The sequence below is a fragment of the Streptomyces sp. NPDC044063 genome, assembly GCF_056434285.1.
Map to the genome: position 1 here is coordinate 74,757 of NZ_JBWKFM010000008.1, position 24,037 is coordinate 98,793.

Sequence of the window (24,037 nt, forward strand, 5' to 3'; positions counted from 1 at the left end):
GGCTCACCCGGAGCACCGGGAATGCCGGGGACGACAGGGATCCCGGGGGCACCCGGGACACCGGGAACGCCGGAGACGCCCGGCATCCCGGGGCTACCCGGACCACCGGAAGCAGCAGGCGCGGCGGAGCTTCCGAGCCCGCCCGGGAGGTCGACTCCGCCCCGGACGCCGGGCATCGCAGAGGCGCCGGGGACACCAGGCATCCCGGAGGCACCCGGGACACCGGGAACGCCGGAGACGCCTGGCACCCCAGGGGCACCCAGGACACCGGGAACACCGGATGCGGCGGAGCTTCCGGGCCCGCCTGGGACGTCGGCTCCGTCCCGGACGCCGGGCATCCCAGAGGCACCCGGAACGCAGGGAACACCAGGTGCGGCAGGCGTTCCGGGCCCGCCCGGGACATCCGTCCCGCCCCGGACACCAGACACAACGCCCGCTCCGGGACCGGCGGCTTCGCCAGCGAAACCGGCCGTGCCCGTTCCGCCCGGCCCTCCGGAACCGGCAGCGGCTCCGCGACCTCCCGGGTCGCCGGGAACGCCAGGCGACGCAGCGGGGTTTCCGGGCCCACCCGGGTCATCCGGTCCGCGCCGGACCCCGGGCGCCCCGGCCGCGCCAGGACCGGCGGCTTCGCCGGGGAAGCCGGCCGTGCCTGCTCCGCCCGGGGCGCTCGGGACACCCAGAACGCCGGAGCCGACAGCGGGCCCGCGACCACCCAGGTCGCCGGGAACGCCAGGCATGGCGGAGTTTCCAGGGCCGCCCGGGACATCCGTCCCGCCCCGGAACCCGGGCGCGCCGCCCGCGCCAGCTCCGGCGGCTTCGCCGGCGAAACCGGCCGTGCCCGTTCCGCCCGGCCCTCCGGAACCGGCAGCGGCTCCGCGACCACCCGGGTCGCCGGGAACGCCAGGCGACGCGGCGGAGTTTCCGGGCCCGCCCGGGACATCCGTCCTGCCGCCCCGGACACCAGGCACGCCCCCTGCCCCGCCCGGGTCGCCGGGAACGCCGGGCGACGCGGCGGAGTTTCCGGAGCCGCCCGGGGTATCCGTCCTGCCTGGGACGCCGGCTTCACCCCCGGCGCCAGGGAGCCGTGCCTCACCCGAGGCACCAGGCACGCCCCGGGCAGCGCCCGGGGCATCGGCGGCGGTACGCCCGGACCCGTCCGACCTGTCCGACCCGCCGGGACGGCCCGCGCGGCCCCGGACTCCGCGGGCCTCCGCGCGGCCGCGTGCGCCGGGGGGGACGCGGACGGGCCTCGCGCCCGCCGCTCCCCCGGTTCCTCCGGCCGCCCTCGGCCTCCTGGCCGCACCGGGCTCCCCGGCCTCCGGCGGCTTCGCGCGCGGCGCGCTCGGCGTGATCTCCGCTACGCCCGTGACCTCCGCGATGTCCATGATCCCCCCGTCATCCGGCGTAGCCGGACCGGTCGCCGGGGTCTCGCGGCGGGGCGGGGGCGGTGGGGAGACCCGGGTCCTCGGGTCCGGGGGCGGGGGCCCCTCGGGCCGCGGCAGTGGGCCTACGGGCGGGCGGAGTTCGGGGCCGGGCGGCCGGGCGGCGGGGACCGGCAGGGCGCCGTCGCACGGCGCCGACCAGCGCTTGGCCTGCCGGGGCACTCCGCGCGAGAGGGCGGGCGAGAGCCCGGACGGGGACGCGGAGGGCGGGCCCGGAAGGACGGGCCCGGCGGGTGGCGGTGGCGGCCCGGCGACCCTCGGTCGCCGGGGTTCACCCCGCGGACGAACCGATTCCGGCCCCACGACGGCCGAGGCGGAGGAGAATCTGTCGTCGAGGCTGTCGCCCGTGGCGGCGCCCCCGGTGTCGGGCTCACTCCTGCCGTACAACTCGCGCCACCAGGCGTCCTCTTGTTCGGCGTAATGGTCCCCCTGCTGACTCATGCCCTTATTGTCCACACTCCGGGGCATACGGGAAGAGTGCACGGCGAACACCACCCCAGGGATGATGTCCTCGGCCGCGAACGCGGCCGAGGGTATGGGGAGGGGTGTGGCGTGCTCGGCACGACGGGTCTGAACGCCATCCCGCAGACGGCACAGGGGGAATGGCCGTCCGAGCGGGATGCGGTGGAAGTGGTGACGGGCGCCGAGGCGGTCGCCCGTCGCCTGCTGCGGCTGCGGGTGGGCGCGGCGGAAGAAGTGTGCGTCATGTTGACGGGCAGGCCCCGGGGGTTGACGGAGAGACCCTGGGACGGCGTCCCGGACGCCACGAGCACGGTGCCGCATCGCACGGTCGTCGAACACGCCCGTACGGACGTCCGGTCGGACGGCGACCGCGTGCGGGTGGTCGACCGGATACCCGCCGAACTGGTCATCGCCGACCGCCGAACGGCCCTGGTGCCGCTGGCGGCCGGCACCGCGGAGTGCGCGGCGCTGCTCGTCCGCTCCGGCCCGCTGCTGGACGCGCTGGTCGACCTCTTCGAGGACGTCTGGCACGAGGGCCGGCCACCGCTGCCCGGTGGTCCCGGTCAGAGTTGCGCTGCGGCCGGGCCGGACGCGGCCGATCTGCGGATCCTGTCCCTGCTGCTGGCGGGGCTGACGGACGCCAGCGTCGCCAAGCAGCTGGGGCTGGGCCTGCGGACCGTGCAGCGGCGGGTCAAGCGCCTGATGGAGCTGGCCGGCGTCACCACCCGGCTGCAACTGGGCTGGCACGCCGCCGAGCAGGGCTGGACCGAGCGTCGCTGACGCGCGGTCCGGCCGGCCGTGTCAGGCGGCCGATCCCTCCAGCTCCAGCAGCAGCCGCTTGCGCTCCAGGCCGCCCGCGTAGCCGGTGAGCGAGCCGTCGGCGCCGATGACCCGGTGACAGGGCCGCAGCACCAGCAGCGGGTTGGCGCCGACCGCCGAGCCCACCGCGCGGACGGCCATGCGGGACGCGCCGACCCGGGCGGCGAGCTGCCCGTAGCTGGTGGTGGCCCCGTAGGGCACGGAGTCCAGCGCGTCCCAGACCGCGCGGCGGAACTCCGTGCCCCCGACGGCGAATTCGAGGTGGAACTCCTTGGCCTCGCCCGCGAAGTAGGCCGCCAGCTGCCGCCGCGCCTCCGCGAAGGCGGCCGGGTCGCGCCGCCAGTCGTCGCCCACGACCGGCGCGTTCTTCTGGCCCGGCACGGTCAGCGAAGCGATCGCGGTGCCGCCCGGCGCGCCGGCGGAGGGGCGGCCGGTGAGCAGCAGCGTCCCCAGCGGGCTGTCGATCTCGGTGTAGAGCATGTCAGGCGTCCTTCACAGCGGGTTCGGCGGTACGGGCGGGAGCGGTACGGGCGGAGGCCGCGGTCCACAGGTGGTGCACGGCGTAGGAGCGCCACGGCCGCCAGGCATCGGCGTCCCCGGGCGCGGCGCCCAGTGCGGCGAGCCCGTGCCGTACGCCGGCGTCCCCCGTCAGGAAGACGTCGGGGTCACCCAGGGCCCGCATGCGGATGTACCCGGCGGTCCACGGGCCGATGCCCGGCAGGTCCAGCAGGGCCCGCTCGGCGGCCTCCCGGTCGGCGCCGGGGTCGAGGCCGACCGTGCCGTCGGCCAGGGCCCGGCCGACGACGCGCAGGGTGCGCCGCCGGGCGTCGGGCATGCCCAGCTCGTCGAGCGGGGCCTCGGCCAGGATGGCGGGCTCGGGGAAGACGTGGGTGAGCGCGCCGTCGGGGGCGGCCAGCGGCTTGCCGTACGCGGCCACGAGCGTGGCGCCCAGCCGCGCCGCGGCCGTCAGGGAGACCTGCTGGCCCAGGACGGCGCGGACGGCCAGTTCCTCCGCGTCCGCGGCGCCCGGCGAGCGCAGCCCGGGCCGGGCGGCGACCGGTGCCCGCAGGTGGGGGTCGGCGCCCAGGGCCTCGGCGACCGCGTACGGGTCGGCGTCCAGGTCGAAGAGGCGGCGCACCCGCTGGACGGCGGTCGACAGGTCGCGCGGGTCGGTCAGGTGGAGGCGGCAGTCGAGCCAGGTGCGGTGGCCGTCCGGGTCGGGGCCGCCCTCGTGGACCTCGGCCACTCCGGTGCCGTAGGGCAGCCGCAGGGTGCGGCGGTAGAGGCGGGCGCCGGGGGCGCCGGTCATCTCCTCGATGCCGGCGATGGCCCGCCGGCCCAGGAAGTCGAAGATCTCGCGGGCGGCGTACGGGCCCCGGTGGGCCAGTCGCAGCGGGACGCCGGTGGGCGCGGGCGCCGCGGTGCCGGAGCGGCCGCGCAGCTCGCTGGGGGTGCGGGCGTAGACGGCCCGGATCGTGTCGTTGAACTGCCGGACGCTCGCGAAGCCCGCCGCGAAGGCGACCTCCGTGACCGGCAGTGCGGTGGTCTGCAGCAGGACGCGGGCGGTGTGGGCGCGCTGGGCCCGGGCCAGGGCCACGGGGCCGGCGCCGAGCTCCTCGGTGAGCTGGCGGTGCACCTGGCGGGAGCTGTAGCCGAGGCGGGCGGCGAGCCCGGCGACGCCCTCGCGGTCGACGACGCCGTCCCCGATGAGCCGCATGGCGCGGCCGACGAGGTCGGCGCGGACGTTCCACTCCGCCGAGCCGGGGGCGGTGTCCGGGCGGCAGCGCCGGCAGGCGCGGAACCCGGCCCGCTGCGCGGCGGCGGCCGAGGGGTAGAAACGGACGTTCTCCCGCTTGGGGGTCACCGCCGGGCAGCTGGGCCGGCAGTAGATGCCGGTGGTCCGCACGGCGGTGAAGAAGTCGCCGTCGAAACGCGCGTCCCTGCTGCTCACCGCGTGGTAGCGGAAGTCGTCGAGTCGGCCTGCGGTGTCCTTCATGCGTTCCAGTCTGCGCCACCGCGGGGGGCTTCACTGGCGGGAATCGGACATGGCCCTCGCGGTGCGCGAGGGCGCCATGTCCGGGCAGGTCGGCCGCCGTGGGTCAGCGGCCGCCGCCGCGCTTCTGCTCGGCCCAGCGCCGACCGGCCGCCTGCTTCACCTTCCACTCGCGGCGGATCTCCGCGCGCAGCCGGGCGTCGGTGCGCGAGGCGATCCAGGTGTTCTCGCGGATCAGCTTCTGGTAGCTCTCCAGCCGGCGGTGGGGCAGCTCACCGCTCTCGACCGCGGCCAGCACCGCGCAGCCCGGCTCGCCGGTGTGGGCGCAGTCGTGGAAGCGGCAGTCGCCCGCCAGGGCCTCGATCTCGGCGAACGTCTGCGCGACGCCGGCCTCGGCGTCCCACAGGCCCACCCCGCGCAGACCGGGGGTGTCGATGAGCACCCCGCCGCCCGGCAGGGCCAGCAGATTGCGCGTGGTGGTGGTGTGCCGGCCCTTGCCGTCGCGGTCGCGCGTGGTCCGCACGGCCTGGACGTCCTCGCCGGTGAGCGCGTTGGCGAGGGTGGACTTGCCGGCCCCGGACTGGCCGAGGAGCACGGACGTGCCGCCGGCCAGCACGGCGGCGAGGACGTCGACGCCCTCGCCGGTCTCCGCGCTGACGGCCAGCACCTGGACGCCGGGCGCGGCGGCCTCGGTGTCGGCGAGCAGATGGCCGAGCGCGCCCGGGTCGGGGACGAGGTCGGCCTTGGTCAGCACGACGAGCGGGGTGGCGCCGCTCTCCCAGGCCAGGGTGAGGAACCGCTCGATCCGGCCGAGGTCGAGCTCGACGGCCAGGGAGACGGCGACGACGGCGTGGTCGACGTTGGCCGCGAGGACCTGGCCCTCGGACCGCTTGGAGGAGGTGGAACGGACGAAGGCCGTGCGCCGGGGCAGCAGGGCCCGGACGTAGCCGGTGGCCGGGTCCACGGCGGCCCAGTCGCCGGTGCACATGATGGACAGGGGGTCGCCGGTGGCGACGAGCGCGGCGTCGGCCATGACGTGCCGGGTGCCGTCGCCGTCGGCGACGACGAGGTCGCAGCGGCCGCGGTCGACGCGGACGATCCGCCCGGGGACGAGGCCCTCGGCGGCGTGGGGAGTGAAGTCGTCAGCGAACGCCGCGTCCCAGCCGTAGGCGGAGAGGGGGCGTGCGGAAACGGTCTCGGACAAGACGGTGGTCCTTCAGGAGGGAGGTGGGATGGATCTGCTTCCGGATGCGGGCGCGGCCCGTCGCAATGACAGTCATCACGTGGTCACCTCTCCTGGTTGTGCCGTGTACTTGCGCGGCGATCGTAGACGCGGCGAGGGCGGGGTCGCCACGGATTTTCCCGTGGCCACCCCGCCCTCGTGCCGGTCGGCGTACCCGCGCTACTCGCGCCGGTGCTTCGCGTGCTTCGGCTGGTGCTCCGGCTTGGTCAGCCGGGACCGTACGTCCTCGGGCGGCAGGAACTGCGCCCAGCGCTCGGGGAACTCCGAGGGCGGCTCGCGGTCCTGGCCCATCACGCCGTCCTCCGGCTCCCAGGGGTCGTCGTCCATCTCGTGGACCAGGGCCATGGCGGCCCGTTCGTACGCGGCCCGGGCGGCGGCGGCCTCGCGCCGGCGGTCGACCTCGGCGCGGGCCTCGGCCGTGGTGACGGACGGCCAGACGCGGTCCAGCGCGGCGTTCACGGCGGCGCCGACGAGCACCGCGAAGGCGGAGACCCCGATCCACAGCAGCACGGCGACGGGCGCCGCCAGCGAGCCGTAGATGGTCACGCCCTCGACCGTGTGCGTGAGGTAGATGCGCAGCAGGAAGCTTCCCAGGACCCACATCGTCAGGGCCACGAAGGCGCCCGGGATGTCCTCCGCCCAGGGCGAGCGGACCGGGACGGACACGTGGTAGAGCGTGGTGAGGAAGGCGATCGACAGCACGATGACGACGGGCCAGTAGAGGAAGCGGACGACGTCCGCACTCCAGGGCACGACGCCTTCCACCGCCTCCGGTCCGGCCACCGTCAGCGGCAGCACCACCGCCCCGATGGCGAGGGCGACGACGTAGAGGGCGAAGGCCAGCAGCCGGGTGCGGACGATGCCGCGCCGGCCCTCCAGCCCGTACATGATCGTGATGGTGTCGACGAAGACGTTCACCGCGCGGGAGCCGGACCACAGGGCGATGGCGAAGCCGATGGAGATGACGTCGGGCCGGCCGATCCTCAGGACGTCCTGGACGAGCGGCTCGGCGATCTCCTTGGTGCCCCGGTCGGACAGGACGGTCGAGGAGGCCGCCAGGATGTTCTGCTGGATGGCGCCGATGGTGTCGGTGTCCGCCCAGTCGTCCAGGTAGCGGAGCAGGCCGAGGAGGCCCAGCAACAGGGGCGGCAGCGACATGAGCGTGAAGAACGCGGCCTCGGCGGCCAGTCCCGTGACGCGGTACTCCACGCAGGAGTTGACCGTGTCCTTCAGGAGCAGCCACGTCATCCTGCGTTTGGAGACATTTCGGTACAGAGCCCTGGCCCTGTGGAGCCGGCCGACCTGCCGCCCCGAATGTTCTTTTGCTGCCTGCACGCGCTAACCGTATCCGCCACGGGCGGGTCGGTCGTTCCGGGCGGCACCGGCGGCCGGGGGCGCGGAAGGGGGCCGACGGGAGGCCGCGGAGGGTGATGCTGCGCCGACTCGGCACCACCCTCCGGCCGCTCGTTGTCAACTTTCCGCCCGGGGCGGGGGCGTTCGCAATGGTTGCATGGCGTTGCAATATCCCGGATGCCCCCGCGCGCACCGCCCCTCGCCGGGCACCATTGCAGCGTGAAGCGCATACCAATCGACACGGCGCTGCTCCCCGCGATCCGGGAGGCCGCCCTCGCCGGCGCCCCGCCGCCGGCGCGGCCGCGGCCCGTGATCGGGGAGTCGTGGCACCGCGCGCGCGGCCACGGGGTGGACCCGGAGTCGGGCCGGACGGCACCGCGGATCGCGGCCGACGAGGTGGAGCACCTGCGGCACGCCTCCCCGCTGGGGGTGCTGCTGCCCCAGCTGCGCGAGGGGCTGCTCGAGGCGGCCGACGCCGTCCGGCACCTGATCGTCGTGGCCGACGCGGAGGGGAGGGTGCTGTGGCGGGAGGGGAGTCCGGGGATCCGCCGGAGCGCCGACCGGCTGGGCTTCGAGGTGGGGGCCTCCTGGACGGAGGAGGTGGTGGGGACGAACGGGATCGGGCTGGCGCTCGTCGAACGCCGCCCGGTGCAGGTGCACTCGGCCGAGCACTTCGTCCGCACCCACCACGCGTGGACGTGCGCGGCGGCCCCGCTCCACGACCCGCGGGACGGGCGGCTGCTGGGCGTGCTGAACGTCAGCGGCCCCGCGGCGGCCTTCAACCCCACCACGCTGGCCCTGGTGACGGCCGTGGCCAAGGTATCCGAGGCGGAGCTGCGGGCCCGGCACTGGGAGTCCGTCGACCGGCTGCGGGCGGTCGCGGCACCCATGCTGGCCCGCCTCGGCGGCCGGGCGCTGGCGGTGGACCGCGACGGCTGGACGGCGGCGGTGACGGGGATGGCCCCGGTGAGCCGGGTGGTGCTGCCGCGGGACGTCCGGCCGGGGCGGGTCTGGCTGCCGTCGCTCGGGCCGTGCGAGATCGAGCCGCTGCCGGACGGCTGGCTGGTGCGCGTCGACGCGTCCGGCGACGGTGACGCGCCGCCCGGCCGCCTGGTGCTGGACCTGCGCCGGCCCCGCTCCTGGACGGTCACCGTCTCCGGCCAGGCGGGCCACTGGACGCACGAGCTGAGCCCGCGCCACGCCGAGCTGCTCTACGTCCTGGCCCGGCACCGCGCCGGGCGGACGGCCGCCGAGCTGGCGGCGGACCTCTTCGGCGACGCCACCCGTACGGTCACGGTACGGGCGGAGATGTCGCGGATGCGGCGCACGCTGGCGGGGGTGCTCAGCCACCGCCCGTACCGCTTCGCGGACGGCCTGGACGTCCGGCTGCTGGCCCCCCACCGGGCCGTCGACCTGCTGCCCGCCTCGACGGCACCGGTGGTGCTGGCCGCCCGCCGGGAGCTGGAGGGAGGCTGGGAGGGAGACTGAGGGAGGGGCCGGAGGGAGAGGCCGCAGGGGGGCGGGTGATCCCGGCGGGACGCGTGTGATGGGGTGCCGTGCATGAGCAAGAGCGCGACGACGACCGTGACCACCTGGTCCCTGGAGCAGACCTCGCCGGAGGACCTCAGGCCCGCCGGCGCCCCGGACCCCGCCGCCGGGGTGCGGATCGAGCGGGCCGAGGTGCCCTCGCCGGAATTCAGCCGTTTCCTCTACACGGCCGTGGGCGGGGACGTCACCTGGACGGACCGGCTGCCGTGGACGTACGCGCGCTGGCGCGCCCACCTGGAGCGGCCGGGCGTCGAGACCTGGGTGGCCTACGAGCGCGGGACGCCGACCGGGTACATCGAGCTGGACCCGCAGCCGGAGGGGACGGTGGAGATCGTCTACTTCGGGCTGGTCGAGGCCTTCCGGGGGCGCCGCATCGGCGGACATCTACTGGCGTACGGCACGGCGCGCGCCTGGGACCTGGCCGAGCGGTGGCCGGACCGCGAGCCGACGAAGCGGGTGTGGGTGCACACGTGCAGCAAGGACGGACCGCACGCGCTGGCCAACTACGAGCGGCGCGGATTCCGGGTGTTCGAGACCCGGACCGAGGAGGAGCCGGACGTCCCGGCTCCGGGCCCCTGGCCGGGAGCGCTGGGCGACGGGGCCGCGTAGCCGCCACCCCGCGACACCCGGCGGACAGCCGTCCGCGACCACGATGCCGTCCCGTATTTCGGGACGGCATTTCTCATGATACGGACAACAGTGGACTGGCCGAAGACCGCCGTGCCACGCTTCCGTCATGTCCCGCGCTGGAGTTGCCCTGGTGAGTCGACGTCACGTCGACCTCGGCCGCATGTCCAGCGCCATCTGTCCGGCGGGCTGACAGTCACAGCACCACCGCACTTCCCTCGCCGCCCGGCGCCGCGCGGCCGAGGACGCTCATTTCTCGCTCTTCCCGCACCCTCGCTGCGGACGTATGCGGATCTTAAGGACATTTCCCCATGGCTGACTCCCCTTCGCATCCCCCTGCCGCCACCGCGCGGCGCAGGACCGGCCGTCATCGCGGCGAGGGCCAGTGGGCCGTCGGCCATCTCACGCCGCTCAACGCCAACGAACAGGTCAAGAAGGACGACGACGGTCTCAATGTGCGGACACGCATTGAGACGATCTACTCCAGGACCGGCTTCCACTCGATCGACCCCGCCGATCTGCGCGGCCGCATGCGCTGGTGGGGGCTGTACACCCAGCGCAAGCCCGGCATCGACGGCGGCCGGACGGCGATCCTCCAACCCGAGGAGCTGGACGACGAGTTCTTCATGCTCCGGGTCCGTATCGACGGCGGCCGGCTGACCACCGGGCAGCTGCGCGTCATCGGCGAGGTCTCCCAGGAGTTCGCCCGCGGCACCGCCGACATCACCGACCGGCAGAACATCCAGTACCACTGGATCCGCATCGAGGACGTCCCGGAGATCTGGCGGCGGCTGGAGGCCGTGGGCCTGTCCACCACCGAGGCCTGCGGCGACACCCCGCGCGTGATCCTCGGCTCGCCCGTGGCGGGCATCGCCGAGGACGAGATCCTCGACGGCACGCCCGCCATCGAGGAGATCCAGCGCCGCTTCATCGGCAACCCGGACTTCTCCAACCTCCCCCGCAAGTTCAAGTCGGCGGTCTCCGGCTCCCCGCTGCTGGACGTCGCCCACGAGATCAACGACGTCGCGTTCGTCGGCGTGCGCCACCCCGAGCACGGCCCGGGCTTCGACCTCTGGGTGGGCGGCGGCCTGTCCACCAACCCCAGGATCGGCGTCCGGCTGGGCGCCTGGGTGCCGCTGGAGGAGGTCGCCGACGTCTACGGCGCCGTCATCGGCGTCTTCCGCGACTACGGTTACCGCCGGCTGCGCAACCGGGCCCGGCTGAAGTTCCTCGTCGCCGACTGGGGGGCGGAACGGTTCCGCCGGGTGCTGGAGGAGGAGTACCTCCACCGCCCGCTGCTCGACGGACCCGCGCCGGAGCAGCCCGTCGAACGCTGGCGGGACCACGTCGGGGTGCACCGGCAGCGGGACGGCCGCTTCTACGTCGGGTTCGCCCCGCGCGTCGGACGGGTGGACGGCGCCACCCTCACGAAGATCGCGGAGCTGGCCGAGGCGCACGGTTCCGGCCGGCTGCGCACCACGGCCGAGCAGAAGATGATCGTGCTCGATGTGCCGGAGGAGCAGGTCTCCTCGCTGGTCTCGGGCCTGGAGGCGCTGGACCTGCGGGTCGCGCCCTCGCCCTTCCGGCGCGGCACGATGGCCTGCACGGGCATCGAGTTCTGCAAGCTCGCCATCGTGGAGACCAAGGCGCGCGGCGCCTCGCTCATCGACGAACTCGAACGCCGGCTGCCGGAGTTCGACGAGCCCGTCACGATCAACATCAACGGCTGCCCGAACGCCTGCGCCCGTATCCAGGTGGCGGACATCGGTCTCAAGGGGCAGTTGGTCGCCGACGAGCGGGGCGAGCAGGTCGAGGGGTTCCAGGTGCATCTGGGCGGGGCGCTGGGCCTGGAGGCCGGGTTCGGCCGCAAGGTGCGCGGTCTGAAGGTGACGTCGGCACAGCTCCCGGACTACGTCGAGCGGGTCCTGCGGCGCTTCCAGGCGGAGAGAACCGAGGGGGAACGGTTCGCCCAGTGGGCGGCCAGGGCGGATGAGGGGTCTTTGTCGTGAGCGACGCACGCGCGGCCACTCGGCCGCGGACGACGACGATGGCCGCACCGCTGCGCCGCGCGGGCGGAGAAGCGAACAATCAGGAGGGGCCATGAGCGAGCGCGCCGCCCCGTTCTACTGCCCCTACTGCGGTGACGAGGATCTGCGGCCCGGTGAGCAGGGCCACGGCGTCTGGGAGTGCGGCTCCTGCAACCGCGCGTTCAAGCTCTCCTTCCTCGGGCTCCTGTCCCGGGGCCCGGTCGAGGAGCGAATATGACCGGCCTCGAGAAGCTCGCCGCGAAGGCCGGCCGCGAGCTGGAGGACGCGCCCGCGCTGGAGATCCTGCGCTGGGCGGCCGACACCTTCGGCGAGCGCTTCTGTGTGACCTCCTCCATGGAGGACGCGGTGGTCGCCCACCTCGCCGCGCGGGCCCGGCCCGGCGTCGACGTCGTCTTCCTGGACACCGGCTACCACTTCCCGGAGACCATCGGCACGCGCGACGCGGTGGCGGCCGTGATGGACGTCCGCGTCGTCACCCTCACCCCCCGGCTGAGCGTCGCCGAGCAGGACGCGGCCCACGGCCCGCGGCTGCACGACCGCGACCCCGACCTGTGCTGCGCGCTGCGGAAGGTGGAGCCGCTCGCCAGGGGCCTGGAGCACTACGACGCCTGGGCCACCGGGCTGCGCCGCGACGAGTCCCCCACCCGGGCGCACACCCCGGTGGTGGGCTGGGACGCGCGGCGCCGGAAGGTCAAGGTGTCCCCCATCGCCCGCTGGACCCAGGACGACGTGGACGCCTACGTCGCCGAGCACGGCGTGCTCACCAACCCGCTGCTGATGGACGGCTACGCCTCCGTCGGGTGCGCGCCGTGCACGAGACGGGTACGGGAAGGCGAGGACGCGCGCGCCGGCCGCTGGGCGGGCCGCGGCAAAACGGAATGTGGGCTTCACGGATGACAGGGAGAACCGGCATGAGCGTGGGCGCCACCGTGTGGCTCACCGGCCTGCCCAGCGCGGGCAAGACGACCATCGCGCGAGCCGTCGCCGAGCGGCTGCGCGGCGAGGGACGACCGGTGGAGGTGCTGGACGGCGACGAGATCCGCGAATTCCTCTCGGCCGGCCTGGGCTTCTCCCGCGAGGACCGGCATACCAACGTCCGACGGATCGGCTTCGTCGCCCGGCTGCTGGCCGCGCACGGCGTGACGGTGCTCGTCCCCGTCATCGCGCCGTACGCGGACTCCCGCGAGGCGGTCCGCAAGCACCACGGGGCGCACGGCACGGGCTATGTGGAGGTGCATGTGGCGACCCCGGTGGACGTGTGCTCCGTCCGGGACGTGAAGGGCCTGTACGCCCGGCAGGCCGCGGGCGAGCTCTCGGGCCTCACCGGCGTCGACGACCCGTACGAGGTGCCGGCCGATCCGGACCTGCGGATCGCGGCGCACGAGCAGGGCGTGGAGGAGTCGGCGGAGGCACTGTACGGGCTGCTGGCGGGGAGGGGGTTGCTGTGAGCATCGCACGCGCGGCCGCCGGGCCGCAGACGACCAAGATGGCCGCACCTCTGCGCCGCGCGGGCGGAGAAGCGAACGAGGAGATGCTGTGAATGCCGTGGCGGACAGTCCGTACGCCCTCACCCATCTGGACGCGCTGGAGTCCGAGGCCGTGCACGTCTTCAGAGAGGTGGCCGGGGAGTTCGAGCGGCCCGTGATCCTGTTCTCGGGTGGCAAGGACTCCATCGTCATGCTGCACCTGGCGCTGAAGGCGTTCGCCCCCGCGGCCGTCCCGTTCGCGCTGCTGCACGTGGACACCGGGCACAACTTCCCCGAGGTGCTCGGCTACCGCGACCGCACGGTCGCCGAGCTGGGCCTGCGGCTGCACGTGGCGTCCGTGCAGGACTTCATCGACCGGGGCGAGCTGCGCGAGCGTCCCGACGGCACCCGCAATCCGTTGCAGACGGTGCCGCTGCTGGACGCCATCGCCCGGCACCGCTTCGACGCGGTCTTCGGCGGCGGGCGGCGTGACGAGGAGAAGGCCCGGGCGAAGGAGCGGGTGTTCTCGCTGCGGGACGAGTTCGGCGGCTGGGACCCGCGCCGGCAGCGCCCGGAGCTGTGGCAGCTCTACAACGGCCGGCACGCCCCCGGCGAACACGTGCGCGTCTTCCCGCTGTCGAACTGGACCGAGCTGGACGTCTGGCAGTACATCGCCCGCGAGAAGATCGACCTGCCCTCGATCTACTACGCGCACGAGCGCGAGGTGTTCGCCCGCGACGGCATGTGGCTGGCCCCGGGCGACTGGGGCGGCCCCCGCGACGGCGAGCGTGTGGAGAGACGCAGAGTGCGCTACCGCACCGTCGGCGACATGTCGTGCACGGGTGCCGTCGACTCCGACGCCGCCACCATCCACGCCGTCATCGCCGAGATCACCGCGTCCCGGCTGACCGAGCGGGGCGCGACCCGGGCCGACGACAAGCTGTCGGAGGCCGCGATGGAGGACCGCAAGCGCGAGGGGTACTTCTAGGCATGAGCACCGAGACCGACCGGGCGACGTCACTGCTGCGCTTCGCCACCGCGGGAAGCGTCGACGACGGCAAGTCCACGCTCGTGGGCCGCCTGCTCCACGACTCCAAGTCGGTGCTGGCCGACCAGCTGGAGGCCGTCGAGCGGGCCTCCCTGGGCCGCGGCCAGGACGCCCCCGACCTGGCGCTGCTCACCGACGGGCTGCGGGCCGAGCGCGAGCAGGGCATCACCATCGACGTCGCCCACCGCTACTTCGCCACGCCCCGCCGCCGTTTCATCCTGGCCGACACGCCCGGCCATGTGCAGTACACCCGCAACATGGTCACCGGCGCCTCCACCGCCGAGCTGGCCGTGGTGCTGGTCGACGCCCGCAACGGCGTGGTCGAGCAGACCCGCCGGCACGCCGCCGTCGCGGCGCTGCTGCGGGTCCCGCACGTGGTGCTGGCCGTCAACAAGATGGACCTCGTCGGCTACGCCGAGTCCGCCTTCGCCGCGATCGCGGGGGAGTTCGGCGCGTACGCCGCCTCGCTGGGGGTGCCCGAGGTCACCGCGATCCCGATCTCGGCGCTCGCGGGCGACAACGTGGTGACCCCGTCCGCGCACATGGACTGGTACGGCGGCCCGACCGTCCTGGAGCACCTGGAGACCGTGCCGGTCGGCAGCGATCCGACCGCCGAGCCCGCCCGCTTCCCCGTCCAGTACGTGATCCGCCCGCGGACGGCCGCGCACCCCGACTACCGGGGCTACGCGGGCCAGGTCGCCTCCGGGGTGCTGCGCGTCGGCGAGCGGGTCACCGTCCTGCCCTCGGGGCGTACGAGCACGATCGCCGCCATCGACGGCCTGGCCGGGCCGGTGGACGTGGCCTGGGCGCCGCAGTCGGTCACCCTCCGGCTCGCCGACGACCTCGACATCTCGCGCGGCGACCTCATCGCCCCCGCCGACGCGGCGCCCACCACGACCCGGGACGTCGAGGCCACCGTCTGCCATGTGGCCGACCGCCCCCTGCGCACCGGCGACCGCGTCCTGGTCAAGCACACCACCCGGACCGTCAAGGCCCTGGTGAAGGCCGTGCCGTCGCGGCTGGCCCTCGACGACCTCACCCACCACCCCGACCCGGGCGAGCTGGCCGCCAACGACATCGGGCGGATCGTCCTGCGCACCGCCGAGCCCCTCGCCCTCGACGCCTACGCCGACTCCCGGCGCACCGGTTCCTTCCTCCTCATCGACCCCGCCGACGGCACGACGCTGACGGCGGGCATGGCGGGAACGGCGTTCGCCGCGGACGCCCCGCGCGCGGCGGCCGACGACGACGGCTGGGACTTCCAGTGATGACGGGGCAGGCGCGGGACGCCTTCGCGACGTTCGACAAGGAGGGGGGCCGGATCGGCAGCGGCGCCCTCGGCAGTGGGCAGGGCGGTGTGGGGCGATGTGCGGGCTGACGTCCGCCCCTGCCCGGCGACTCCCCCGTCCCGTGTCCACCGTCCCCCTCGCCGAACGAGAGGAACCCCCCTCGTGCCGTCCCCAGCCCGCCGGCGCCTGCTGGCGCTCGCCGCCCTGCCCCTGCTGATCAGTGGCCTCGGGGCCTGCGGCTACGGGTCCCAGAAGGACTCGAAGGCCGCCGGTCCCGCCGCCGCCACGGGCACCAAACTCTCCGCCGACACCGTGCGGATCGGCTACTTCCCCAACATCACCCACGCCACGCCGCTGATCGGCGAGCAGGAGGGCATCCTCCAGAAGGCGCTCGGCGGTACCAAGGTCCGGTCGACCACGTTCAACGCTGGCCCCTCGGAGATCGAGGCGCTCAACGCCGGCTCCATCGACATCGGCTGGATCGGGCCGTCGCCGGCGATCAACGGCTATGTGAAGTCCGGGGGCAAGAGCCTGCGTATCGTCTCGGGCTCGGCCTCCGGCGGTGTGAAGCTCGTCGTGGACCCGAAGAAGATCGGCTCCCTGGAGGACGTCAAGGGCAGGCGGATCGCCACGCCGCAGAAGGGCAACACCCAGGACGTGGCCTTCCTCGACTGGATCGCCCGCCAGGGCTGGAAGGTCGACCCGCAGAGCGGCAAGGGCGACGTCTCGGTCGTCCGTACGGACAACAAGGTGACGCCCGACGCCTTCAAGTCGGGCTCCGTGGACGGCGCCTGGGTGCCGGAGCCGACGGCGTCCAAGCTGGTCGCGGAGGGCGGGAAGGTGCTGCTGGACGAGAGCACCCTGTGGCCCGGCGGGAAGTTCGTGATCACCAATGTGATCGTGTCGCGGACGTTCCTCGACGCCCACCCCGACGTGGTCGAGGCGGTGCTGCGCGGCTCGGTGCGCACCAACGCCTGGATCGCGGCGAACCCGGACCGCGCCAAGGCGTCGGTCAACGCGGCGCTCGCGCGCCTGACCGGCAAGGAGCTCCCGGCGGAGGTGCTCGACCCCGCGTGGCAGTCCATCACCACGACGGACGACCCGCTGTCGACGACGCTCCAGGCGCAGGCGGACCACGCGGTGAAGGCGGGACTGCTGGAGAAGCCGGACCTGTCCGGCATCTACGACCTGGGCCCGCTGAACAAGGTGCTCAAGTCCGAGGGCAGGCCCGCGGTCGAGGCGCCGAAGCCGGAAAGGCAGTGACGTGTACGCGGCAGTAGGGGCCCGCAGGCCCGCTCCCCGATCAGGAGGTGTCCGGATGACCCCGGCTCTGAGCACCGACACGCCCGGTCCCCTCGGCAGGGCCGGCGATCCGTCCGGCACGGCCGTCCTCGACGACGACATACGGCCGGCGGTCCGCATCGACCGCGTCCACAAGCGCTACGGCCGCCCCGGCGCGGAGCGGGCCGTGCTGGAGGACATCACGCTCGATGTGCGCCCCGGAGAGTTCGTGTGCCTGCTGGGCGCCTCGGGCTGCGGCAAGTCGACGCTGCTGAACCTCGTGGCCGGCCTCGACCGGCCGTCCGCCGGCACCATCGAGGTGCCCGGCGGGCGCCCGGCGCTGATGTTCCAGGAACACGCGCTGTTCCCGTGGCTGACGGCGGGCCGCAACATCGAGCTGGCCCTGCGGCTGCGCGGGGTGCCGCGGCCCGAGCGGCGGGCCGAGGCCGAGCGGCTCCTGGAGCTGGTCCGGCTGGGCGGCTCGTACGGCAAGCGGGTGCACGAGCTGTCGGGCGGCATGCGGCAGCGCGTCGCGCTGGCCCGGGCGCTGGCCCAGGACAGCCGGGTGCTGCTGATGGACGAGCCGTTCGCGGCGCTGGACGCCATCACGCGCGACGTGCTCCACCACGAGCTGACCCGTGTCTGGTCGCGGACGCGGCTGTCGGTGCTGTTCGTCACCCACAACGTCCGCGAGGCGGTGCGGCTGGGCGAGCGCGTGGTGCTGCTGTCGTCCCGGCCGGGCCGGGTCGTCCGGGAGTGGGAGGTGGACATTCCGCAGCCGCGCCGGATCGAGGACGCGGCGGTGGCCGACCTGTCGGTGGAGATCACCGAGGAGCTGCGGAGGGAGATCCGGCGCCATGGCGGGAACTGACACGGCCCGGACCCCGGGCCGGGCCGCCGAGGACGGCCTCGCGGGCCTGGAGGCCGGCCTCGACGCGCTGGACGCGGTCCCGGCCGGGCGCCCGCCACTGCGGCAGGTGCTGCTCACCAAGGTGCTGCCGCCGGTCACGGCGGCGGTGCTGGTGGTGGTCGTGTGGAAGCTGCTGGTGCTGGCCGGTGTCACCGACGACTACAAGCTGCCCGACCCGTCGGCGGTGTGGGACAGCCTGCGCGAGCTGTGGCTGGCCGGCACGCTGTTCGACATCGTCTGGACCAGCGTCTCGCGCGGCCTGCTGGGGTTCCTGGCGGCGCTGGCCATCGGTACGCCGCTGGGCCTGCTGGTGGCGCGGGTCCCGTTCGTCCGGGCGGCCCTGGGGCCGATCCTGTCGGGGCTCCAGTCGCTGCCGTCGGTGGCCTGGGTGCCCGCCGCGGTGATCTGGCTGGGCATCACGGACGCGGCGATGTACGCGGTGATCCTGCTGGGCGCGGTGCCGTCCATCGCCAACGGCCTGGTCTCCGGCATCGACCAGGTGCCGCCGCTGTACCTGCGGGCGGGCCGCACGATGGGCGCCACCGGGGCGCGCGGAGCCCGGCACGTCCTGCTGCCGGCCGCGCTCCCGGGCTACATCGCCGGGCTGAAGCAGGGCTGGGCGTTCTCGTGGCGCTCGCTGATGGCGGCGGAGCTCATCGCCTCCTCCCCCGACCTGGGCCTCGGCCTCGGCCAGTACCTGGAGAACGCCCGCACCGACTCGGACATGCCGGGGGTGCTGCTCGGCATCCTCCTCATCCTGTTCGTCGGCATCGCCATCGACCTGATCGTCTTCAGCCCGCTCGAACGCCGGGTGCTGCGCACGCGCGGCCTGGCGGCGCGTCAGTAGCCGGTCGCGACATGGTGCTGCTCCTCGTGGCGCACGGCAGCCGCGACCCCCGGCACGCGGCGACCGTCGCCGCGCTGCGCGACGGGATCGCGGCCCGCCGGCCGGGCCTGCGGGTGGAGGCGGGCTTCCTGGACTTCTGCGCGCCGTCCGTGCCCCGCGTCCTGGAACGGCTGGCGGCGGAGGGCGTACGGGAGGTGGTGGCGGTCCCGCTGCTGCTGACCCGGGCGTTCCACGCGAAGTCCGACATCCCGGCCGTCCTGAACCGGGCGACGTCCGTCCTGCCGTCGCTGACCGTCCACCAGGCCGGCGTCCTCGGCCCGTCGCCGCTGCTCACGGCAGCGCTGGAACGACGGCTGCGGGAGGCCGGGGTCCGCGACGGCGACCGGAGCTCGACCGGGGTCGTCCTGGCCTCGGCGGGCTCCTCCGACCCGGAGGCGATCGCGGTGATCGCTGAAATCGCGCGGGAGTGGCGGCACACCGCCGGTTGGTGCGCCGTGCGACCCGCGTTCGCCTCCGCCTCCTCCCCCCGTACCGAGGACGCCGTACGCGCGCTGCGGGCCGAGGGCGTACGGCACGTCGCGGTCGCCCCGTACGTCCTGGCCCCCGGCCGCCTCCCGGACCGCATAGCCACCGGCGCCCGGACGGCGGCCGCCGACACCCTGGCCACCACTCTGGGCCCGGCCCCGGAGGTCCTCACCCTCCTGCTGCGCCGCTACGAGGAGGCCCGCGCCGCGTCGTCCCGGCTCGTGGCGGCCACCGGCTGAGCGGGGGCGCCGGGACGATCGGGGCTCAGACCGATTCCGCCGCCGTGCCGACGCCCAGGGCCACCAGGACGCCGCCCGTCGTGAGTTCCAGGTTGCGGTGGACGCGGGGGCGGCGGAGCCAGGTGAGGGCTCGGGTGGCGCCGGCGGTGACGAGGAGGAGCCAGGCGGCCGCGACGAGGGCGTCGACGGCGCCGAAGAGGAGGGTGGTGCCGAGGACCGCGCCGCCCTCGGGGAGGAACTGCGGCACGACGGCGACGAAGAAGACGCCCACCTTGGGGTTGAGCAGGCAGCTGAACAGGCCCTGGCGGAAGGCCTCCCCGACGGCCGGGGCGGTGCCGGCGTCCGGCTCCGCCGTCGTCGCCGGTGCCGTGCCGCGGCGCTGGGCCCACAGGGCCTGGGCGCCGAGGAGGACGAGGTAGGCGGCGCCGGCCAGGCGGACCACGGTGTAGGCGGCGTCCCAGCGCTGGAGGGCGGCCGCGAGGCCGAAGGCGGCGGCCACGCCCCAGGCGAGGGAGCCGACGGCAGCGCCGAGAGCGGTCGCGCCGCCCGTGCGGCGGCCGCCGCGCAGGCAGTTGCGCAGGACGAGGAGGGTGTCCGGGCCGGGGGCCATGGCCACCAGGAGGGAGAAGAGGGCGAAGCCCAGGATCGCGCTGGTCATGAGGGTGGTGCTCCTCTCGTACGGTGCGTCGCCCCGAGCCTCTCACCACGAACGGCTGTCGCGCCCCGTGGGGGTTGGGCGCGACAGCCGATGGGACGGGACCGTACCAGGGGTTACCGGGATGCCCGAAGTTCCGCCTCGATCAGGTCGGCCGCGTACGGGGCGCCGCCCTCGGCGTTCACCTCGGCCTTGAGCTCCGCCAGGCGCGCGGCGACGGCGGGGTCGGCGGTGAGGGTGAGGACGGCCTCGCGCAGGGTGGCGGCGGTGGCCTCCTCGGCGGGGACGTGCCGGGCGACGCCGAGGGCCTGGAGGACGTCGGCGTTGCCGAACTGGTCGGCCGCCTGGGGCACGGCGACCATGGGCACCCCGGCGGCGAGGCCCTCCTTGCAGCCGCCCATGCCGGCGTGGGTGACGAAGGCGTCGGCCCGGCGGAGGACGGCGACCTGCGGAACCCAGGAGCTGACCTCGAAGTTGGCGGGAATCGTGCCCAGTTCGGCGATGTCGATGTGCTTGCCGATCTGCAGGACGACGTGCCAGCCGGGCAGGTCACCGAAGGCGGCGATGCACTCGCGGTAGAAGGCGGGCCGCTTGGTGAAGGTGGAGCCGAGGGAGACGAGCAGGACCTTCTCGGCACCGGCCGGGGGCTCCCAGGTCTGGTCGGGGCGGTCGCCCTGGCAGGAGCCGGTGAAGGACGAGACGGCGGGGTCGACCCGGTCGACGTTGGGCTGCATGGCGCGCGGGATGAGGGCGACGCACCGGTCGGGCCGGGTCGCGAAGAGCTCGGGGGTGATGGCGGTGATGCCGTTCTCCGCGAGCCAGCCGGCGAAGCGCTCGTGGTAGGCGCGGCCCTTGTCGGTCTCCAGCAGGGGGCGGAAGAAGGGCTCGGCGACCTCCTCCTCGTAGCCGTCCCAGGGGACGAAGTGCGAGCACATCTGGACGGCGGGCACCTTCCAGCGGTGGCCGAGCACGCGCGCCGCGTAGGTGAGGCTGTCGTAGAGGACGAGGTCCGGCTCGTCGTCCTCGTAGAGGGCGGCCAGCTGGGGCAGCGACCGGACCGAGTTCTCCAGGAAGAGCTCGAGATGGTCGATCATCTCGGTCCCCCACAGGTCGGGGTCGCCGTCCGTGGGTAACGGCGAGTCGTAGATGCGCGGCTCCGCACCGGTGGAGGCGACCAGGTCGGCGTACTTCTCCGGTATGGCGTAGGTGACCCGGTGACCGCGGTCGACGAGCTCCCGGATGACGTCGAGGCTGGGGTTGACGTGTCCGGCGGCCGCGACGTTGAACATCGCGATGTGGGCGGGGCGTTGACCCGTGGAAGTCGTCATGATCGGAGAATAGGAAGACGAAACGTACCGCTGAAGCGATTTCCCGCCAACCCCGGCGCGCGCCCCCGTGCGGTTCACCACACCGCCCCGGGGGACACTGGCGCGGTGGACACAGCATTTACGGAACAGCGGGCGCGCGAGCTCCTCGCGGCCGCCGGAACCCCCCTGCCCGCCGCGGACGCGACCCTGATCTCGCTCGGCGAGAACGCCGTCTTCGCCGCCGGGGACCTCGTCGCCAAGGTCGGCCGCGACGCCTCGCTCCTCGACCGCGCCCGCCGGGAGCTGCGGGTCGCCGCCTGGCTGGCCGAGGGCGGCGTGCCCGCCGTCCGGGCCGCGGCGCCCGAGGCACTGACGGCCGACGGCCACCCCGTCACCCTCTGGCGGCGGCTCCCCGACGCCGCACGCCCGGCCGGCACCGCCGACCTGGCGGAGCTGCTGCGGCTGGTCCACGCGCTGCCCGCGCCGGACTTCGCCCTGCCGCACCGCGACCTCCTCGGCGGCGTCGAGCGCTGGCTGCGCCTGGCCGGGGACGCGATCGACCCCGCCGACGCCGACTACCTGCGCGAGCGCCGGGACGGCTTCGCCGCCGCGGCCGCCGCGCTGACGCCCCACCTGACGCCGGGGCCCATCCACGGCGACGCCCTCACGCGCAACGTCCACATCGGGCCCGACGGCCCGGTGCTGGTGGACCTGGAGACCTTCGCCGTGGACCTGCGGGAGCACGACCTGGTGGTGATGGCCCTCAGCCGCGACCGCTACGGGCTGGACCCGGAGGCCTACCACTCCTTCGTCCACACCTACGGCTGGGACGTGCGCGAGTGGGAGGGCTGCGGCGTGCTGCGCGGCGCCCGGGAGACGGCCAGCTGTGCCTGGGTGGCGCAGCACGCGCCGGGCAACCCGGCCGCCCTCGCGGAGTTCCGGCGCCGGGTCGCCTCGCTGCGGGACGGCGACCCGGCGGTGCGCTGGTACCCCTTCTGAGCGGCCGCCCGGGCCCGTCCCCGGACAGGCCCTACGGCGCCGGGGCGGAGAGGAAGGAGGAGCGGGGGCCGTCGAGGGTGGCGTCGATCCGGGTGGCCTGGCCCGCGGTGAACATGAACATGGCCGCGTCGTCGACGTAGTCCATGAAGTTCATGAACATGTCGCCGTGGGGGCCGTTGCGGCAGGAGAGGTGCGGGAAGACCGGGGTGCCGAAGTTGGGGCCGCCCTGGTTGGGGGTGTCGGCGACGAGATCGCTGCCGCCGCAGCCGGTGCCGTCGTCGCCCCAGATGTGGTGGAGGTTCAGCCAGTGGCCCACCTCGTGGGTGGCCGTGCGGCCGAGGCCGAACGGCGCGGTGGCGGTGCCGCGGTTGCCGAAGGCGGTGTCGCGGACGACCACGCCGTCGGTGGCCGCCGGGCCGCCGGGGAACTGGGCGTACCCCAGCAGGCCGCCCTCCAGGGCGCAGACCCAGAGGTTCAGGTAGCGGTCGGCGGGCCAGGCGTCCCGGCCGCCGCGGGCCGTGGACTTCACCGCGTCGTCGGTGCCGAAGCCGGTCACGGTGGTCGCGGTGCGGGTGATGCCGCCGGTGGCCCGGCCGTCCGGGTCGGTGGTGGCGAGGCGGAAGGCGACCCGGCAGTCGGCGGCGCGGTCCCGCCACACCTCGGGCACGCCCGCGACGTCCGGGTTGAGCATCCGGAAGTCCTGGTTCAGGACGTCGATCTGGCTGAGGACCTGGGCGTCGTCGATGTTCCGCTCCGGGCCGTCGTGGACGACGTGGACGACGACGGGCACGGTCGTCACGCCCGTGCGGGCGGTCACGGCGTGCCCTCTCTCGTAGGCGAACGCGCGGTTCTCGATGGCCGTACGGGCGCGGGCGTAGGCGGCGTTCTCGGTGAGCAGCCGGCGGTGGACCTCCATGGTCCCGCACAGCAGCCCCTCGGGCGGCCGCCCGGCCGCCGGCGGAGGGTTCTCGGGCACGGTGCGCCTCCTCGGATCGCCGCGACGCGCAGCGGCGGCGGCGGCGGTGATGGGGGGTGAGCGCGGGCCCGGTACGGATTACCGTAGACCCGGACAGCCCCGGCATCCATGGGCATGACGGAATCCGGAAGAAGTACACCAAGGCATTCCGCATCCGCCCGCCCGGACGCCCCTCCAGCCCCTCAGCCCCTCCAGTCCCCCGCGCCGGCTACCCCCGCAGCGGCCAGGACCTGTCGACCACCGCCCCGGACTCCCCCTGCCGCCGCAGCCAGGCCTGATATCCGGCCGCCCACTCCGCGTACCACCGGACCTGGTCGCGGTGGAGCTCCCACGGGTCGGCGGCGGCGACGCCCGGATACCGGCGCGCGGTGGCCAGCGCCACGCGGACGGCCGCGAGGGCGTCCGCGCCCGCCTCGTGGGCGTCGTCGAGCACCACGCCGTACTCCCGGCAGACCGCCTCGAGCGTGCGCCGGCCCTTGCGATAGCGGTCGACGTGCCGGTCGATGGTGTACGGGTCGACGACGGGCCCGGTGCCGAAGCCGGGGCCGGTGCCGGTGCCGGGGCCGGGACCGCCCAGCCGCTCGCCGAGCGAGGGCAGGCCGTGCCGGCGCAGCTCCGCCGCCAGCAGGCTGAGGTCGAAGGAGGCGTTGTAGGCGACGACCGGCACGCCCAGCGCCCAGTGGCCGGCGAGGGCGGCGGCTATCTCGTCCACGACCTCGGCCGAGGGCCGCCCCTCGGCGGCGGCGCGCTCGGTGGTGACGCCGTGGATGGCGGCCGCCTCGTCCGGGATGGGCACGCCGGGGTCCGCCAGCCAGAGCCGGCTCGCGGCCACCTCCCCGCCCTTGGTCTCCAGGACCGCCGCCGTGACGATCCGCGCCCGGGCGGGGTCGGTGCCCGTGGTCTCCAGGTCGAATCCGATCAGCCGCTCCTCGTGCCAGGCCATGGCGGTTCCCCCCTCTG

Annotated in this window: 23 protein-coding genes; 15 read left to right on the forward strand and 8 right to left on the reverse strand. The window is 74.7% G+C overall.

Translation table 11 applies throughout. The annotated features are described in order from the left end of the window. The first annotated feature begins 1,994 nt into the window (after positions 1-1,994). The gene (locus AC07BS_RS12760) at positions 1,995-2,684 is read left to right on the forward strand and encodes a helix-turn-helix transcriptional regulator (RefSeq protein ID WP_478640485.1); all 690 of its coding nucleotides are present in this window, start codon (positions 1,995-1,997) and stop codon (positions 2,682-2,684) included. Between the two features lie 21 nt (positions 2,685-2,705). Here AC07BS_RS12760 and AC07BS_RS12765 read toward each other — a convergent pair whose 3' ends face one another. From AC07BS_RS12765 to AC07BS_RS12780, 4 genes are all read right to left on the reverse strand, one after another. Beyond that, positions 2,706-3,203: a methylated-DNA--[protein]-cysteine S-methyltransferase gene (locus AC07BS_RS12765; RefSeq protein WP_478640488.1), complete on the reverse strand. Its 498-nt coding sequence runs from the start codon at positions 3,201-3,203 to the stop codon at positions 2,706-2,708. 1 nt (position 3,204) lies between these two features. Next, the gene (locus AC07BS_RS12770; RefSeq protein ID WP_478931943.1) at positions 3,205-4,719 is read right to left on the reverse strand and encodes a DNA-3-methyladenine glycosylase 2 family protein; all 1,515 of its coding nucleotides are present in this window, start codon (positions 4,717-4,719) and stop codon (positions 3,205-3,207) included. Between the two features lie 103 nt (positions 4,720-4,822). Next, positions 4,823-5,920: a ribosome small subunit-dependent GTPase A gene (rsgA, locus tag AC07BS_RS12775; RefSeq protein ID WP_478640492.1), complete on the reverse strand. Its 1,098-nt coding sequence runs from the start codon at positions 5,918-5,920 to the stop codon at positions 4,823-4,825. 198 nt (positions 5,921-6,118) lie between these two features. Next, positions 6,119-7,294: a YihY/virulence factor BrkB family protein gene (locus tag AC07BS_RS12780; protein ID WP_478640495.1), complete on the reverse strand. Its 1,176-nt coding sequence runs from the start codon at positions 7,292-7,294 to the stop codon at positions 6,119-6,121. A 237-nt stretch (positions 7,295-7,531) separates the two neighbouring features. Between AC07BS_RS12780 and AC07BS_RS12785 the strand changes: the two genes are divergently transcribed. The 13 genes from AC07BS_RS12785 (at position 7,532) to AC07BS_RS12845 (ending at position 19,140) form a co-directional block, all read left to right on the forward strand. Beyond that, positions 7,532-8,800 (forward strand): GAF domain-containing protein, encoded by a 1,269-nt coding sequence (locus AC07BS_RS12785; RefSeq protein WP_478640496.1) that lies wholly within the window; start codon positions 7,532-7,534, stop codon positions 8,798-8,800. 72 nt (positions 8,801-8,872) lie between these two features. Next, the gene (locus AC07BS_RS12790; RefSeq protein WP_478931947.1) at positions 8,873-9,469 is read left to right on the forward strand and encodes a GNAT family N-acetyltransferase; all 597 of its coding nucleotides are present in this window, start codon (positions 8,873-8,875) and stop codon (positions 9,467-9,469) included. Positions 9,470-9,596: 127 nt separating this feature from the next. After that, positions 9,597-9,680: a putative leader peptide gene (locus AC07BS_RS12795; protein WP_362250088.1), complete on the forward strand. Its 84-nt coding sequence runs from the start codon at positions 9,597-9,599 to the stop codon at positions 9,678-9,680. 118 nt (positions 9,681-9,798) lie between these two features. Next, complete coding sequence (locus AC07BS_RS12800; protein WP_478640499.1) at positions 9,799-11,496, forward strand: nitrite/sulfite reductase; 1,698 nt, start codon at positions 9,799-9,801, stop codon at positions 11,494-11,496. Positions 11,497-11,587: 91 nt separating this feature from the next. After that, a complete protein-coding gene (locus AC07BS_RS12805; protein ID WP_478640501.1) occupies positions 11,588-11,752 on the forward strand; it encodes a hypothetical protein in 165 nt (54 codons plus the stop codon). Continuing rightward, positions 11,749-12,432, forward strand: a complete 684-nt coding sequence (locus AC07BS_RS12810; RefSeq protein ID WP_478931949.1) for a phosphoadenylyl-sulfate reductase — start codon at positions 11,749-11,751, stop codon at positions 12,430-12,432. The genes AC07BS_RS12805 and AC07BS_RS12810 overlap by 4 nt, the downstream gene beginning before the upstream one ends. Beyond that, positions 12,414-12,983: an adenylyl-sulfate kinase gene (gene cysC / locus AC07BS_RS12815; protein ID WP_478931951.1), complete on the forward strand. Its 570-nt coding sequence runs from the start codon at positions 12,414-12,416 to the stop codon at positions 12,981-12,983. The genes AC07BS_RS12810 and cysC overlap by 19 nt, the downstream gene beginning before the upstream one ends. An 88-nt stretch (positions 12,984-13,071) precedes the next feature. Then, positions 13,072-13,989, forward strand: a complete 918-nt coding sequence (gene cysD, locus AC07BS_RS12820) for a sulfate adenylyltransferase subunit CysD (protein WP_478640507.1) — start codon at positions 13,072-13,074, stop codon at positions 13,987-13,989. A 2-nt stretch (positions 13,990-13,991) separates the two neighbouring features. After that, positions 13,992-15,317: a sulfate adenylyltransferase subunit 1 gene (locus tag AC07BS_RS12825; protein ID WP_478931953.1), complete on the forward strand. Its 1,326-nt coding sequence runs from the start codon at positions 13,992-13,994 to the stop codon at positions 15,315-15,317. Between the two features lie 183 nt (positions 15,318-15,500). Beyond that, entirely contained in the window at positions 15,501-16,601 is a 1,101-nt protein-coding gene (locus AC07BS_RS12830; protein WP_478931954.1) for an aliphatic sulfonate ABC transporter substrate-binding protein, read from the forward strand. Positions 16,602-16,656: 55 nt separating this feature from the next. Then, the gene (locus AC07BS_RS12835; RefSeq protein ID WP_478931956.1) at positions 16,657-17,490 is read left to right on the forward strand and encodes an ABC transporter ATP-binding protein; all 834 of its coding nucleotides are present in this window, start codon (positions 16,657-16,659) and stop codon (positions 17,488-17,490) included. After that, the gene (locus tag AC07BS_RS12840; RefSeq protein ID WP_478640513.1) at positions 17,477-18,376 is read left to right on the forward strand and encodes an ABC transporter permease; all 900 of its coding nucleotides are present in this window, start codon (positions 17,477-17,479) and stop codon (positions 18,374-18,376) included. The genes AC07BS_RS12835 and AC07BS_RS12840 overlap by 14 nt, the downstream gene beginning before the upstream one ends. 11 nt (positions 18,377-18,387) lie before the next feature. Next, complete coding sequence (locus AC07BS_RS12845; protein ID WP_478640514.1) at positions 18,388-19,140, forward strand: sirohydrochlorin chelatase; 753 nt, start codon at positions 18,388-18,390, stop codon at positions 19,138-19,140. Between the two features lie 25 nt (positions 19,141-19,165). On the opposite strand, the gene AC07BS_RS12850 is transcribed toward AC07BS_RS12845, so the two are convergent. Then, a complete protein-coding gene (locus AC07BS_RS12850) occupies positions 19,166-19,798 on the reverse strand; it encodes a LysE family translocator (RefSeq protein ID WP_478931959.1) in 633 nt (210 codons plus the stop codon). Positions 19,799-19,911: 113 nt separating this feature from the next. Next, on the reverse strand, positions 19,912-21,123 hold the full coding sequence (locus AC07BS_RS12855) for a macrolide family glycosyltransferase (RefSeq protein ID WP_478931960.1): 1,212 nt from the start codon (positions 21,121-21,123) through the stop codon (positions 19,912-19,914). A 105-nt stretch (positions 21,124-21,228) separates the two neighbouring features. Here AC07BS_RS12855 and AC07BS_RS12860 point away from each other — a divergent pair, with 105 nt between their 5' ends. Next, positions 21,229-22,101, forward strand: coding sequence for a phosphotransferase enzyme family protein (locus tag AC07BS_RS12860; RefSeq protein WP_478931962.1), 873 nt, complete (start codon positions 21,229-21,231; stop codon positions 22,099-22,101). 31 nt (positions 22,102-22,132) lie between these two features. Here the strand turns inward: AC07BS_RS12860 and AC07BS_RS12865 are convergent, their stop codons facing one another. Together AC07BS_RS12865 and AC07BS_RS12870 are read right to left on the reverse strand one after the other, a co-directional pair. After that, complete coding sequence (locus tag AC07BS_RS12865; protein WP_478640519.1) at positions 22,133-23,077, reverse strand: zinc metalloprotease; 945 nt, start codon at positions 23,075-23,077, stop codon at positions 22,133-22,135. Between the two features lie 208 nt (positions 23,078-23,285). Then, positions 23,286-24,020, reverse strand: coding sequence for an exonuclease domain-containing protein (locus tag AC07BS_RS12870; RefSeq protein WP_478931965.1), 735 nt, complete (start codon positions 24,018-24,020; stop codon positions 23,286-23,288). Between the last annotated feature and the right edge of the window lie 17 nt (positions 24,021-24,037).

Bases quoted from the DNA above. Each gene is read 5' to 3' on its own strand.
- cysC (WP_478931951.1), top strand. From the start codon at position 12,414: ATGTGGGCTTCACGGATGACAGGGAGAACCGGCATGAGCGTGGGCGCC.
- AC07BS_RS12825 (WP_478931953.1), top strand. From the start codon at position 13,992: ATGAGCACCGAGACCGACCGGGCGACGTCACTGCTGCGCTTCGCCACC.
- AC07BS_RS12765 (WP_478640488.1), bottom strand. From the start codon at position 3,203: ATGCTCTACACCGAGATCGACAGCCCGCTGGGGACGCTGCTGCTCACC.
- AC07BS_RS12805 (WP_478640501.1), top strand. From the start codon at position 11,588: ATGAGCGAGCGCGCCGCCCCGTTCTACTGCCCCTACTGCGGTGACGAG.
- AC07BS_RS12845 (WP_478640514.1), top strand. From the start codon at position 18,388: ATGGTGCTGCTCCTCGTGGCGCACGGCAGCCGCGACCCCCGGCACGCG.
- AC07BS_RS12870 (WP_478931965.1), bottom strand. From the start codon at position 24,020: ATGGCCTGGCACGAGGAGCGGCTGATCGGATTCGACCTGGAGACCACG.
- AC07BS_RS12810 (WP_478931949.1), top strand. From the start codon at position 11,749: ATGACCGGCCTCGAGAAGCTCGCCGCGAAGGCCGGCCGCGAGCTGGAG.
- AC07BS_RS12840 (WP_478640513.1), top strand. From the start codon at position 17,477: ATGGCGGGAACTGACACGGCCCGGACCCCGGGCCGGGCCGCCGAGGAC.
- AC07BS_RS12795 (WP_362250088.1), top strand. From the start codon at position 9,597: ATGTCCCGCGCTGGAGTTGCCCTGGTGAGTCGACGTCACGTCGACCTC.
- AC07BS_RS12800 (WP_478640499.1), top strand. From the start codon at position 9,799: ATGGCTGACTCCCCTTCGCATCCCCCTGCCGCCACCGCGCGGCGCAGG.
- AC07BS_RS12790 (WP_478931947.1), top strand. From the start codon at position 8,873: ATGAGCAAGAGCGCGACGACGACCGTGACCACCTGGTCCCTGGAGCAG.
- AC07BS_RS12855 (WP_478931960.1), bottom strand. From the start codon at position 21,123: ATGACGACTTCCACGGGTCAACGCCCCGCCCACATCGCGATGTTCAAC.
- AC07BS_RS12770 (WP_478931943.1), bottom strand. From the start codon at position 4,719: ATGAAGGACACCGCAGGCCGACTCGACGACTTCCGCTACCACGCGGTG.
- AC07BS_RS12835 (WP_478931956.1), top strand. From the start codon at position 16,657: ATGACCCCGGCTCTGAGCACCGACACGCCCGGTCCCCTCGGCAGGGCC.
- AC07BS_RS12850 (WP_478931959.1), bottom strand. From the start codon at position 19,798: ATGACCAGCGCGATCCTGGGCTTCGCCCTCTTCTCCCTCCTGGTGGCC.